This is a genomic window from Pseudoalteromonas sp. GW168-MNA-CIBAN-0100, from assembly GCF_040309225.1.
Lineage (GTDB): Bacteria > Pseudomonadota > Gammaproteobacteria > Enterobacterales > Alteromonadaceae > Pseudoalteromonas > Pseudoalteromonas arctica.
In genome coordinates this window covers 1-229 of the sequence record NZ_JBEOOL010001198.1, presented here as the reverse complement: position 1 = coordinate 229, position 229 = coordinate 1, and the positions used below count along the sequence as shown (strand labels likewise).

Annotated in this window: 1 protein-coding gene; it reads left to right on the top strand. The window is 43.7% G+C overall.

What is annotated here, in order from left to right:
• Positions 1-229, top strand: a 229-nt coding sequence (locus AAEY62_RS25195; RefSeq protein WP_350637240.1) for a hypothetical protein, incomplete at both ends; no start/stop codon positions are given.

The window sequence follows — 229 nt, the reverse complement described above, 5'->3', positions numbered from 1 at the left end:
GGTTGGTGCCGGTTACGCGCCTTTTAATACCCGCGCAGGCATTGTTTTTTATGTGCAATCACCCAAGTTTGAAGCCAAAACAATACTGCAGCGCCATAATAACTTTATTCATGACTATTTAACCAATATCGATAATTTAACCCCGCAAGATTGGTTACAACAAAAGCACGGCCTAACCACGCATATAGCCGAAGCAGATAAAAACCTGCGACTGCGCTCGCAACGATTA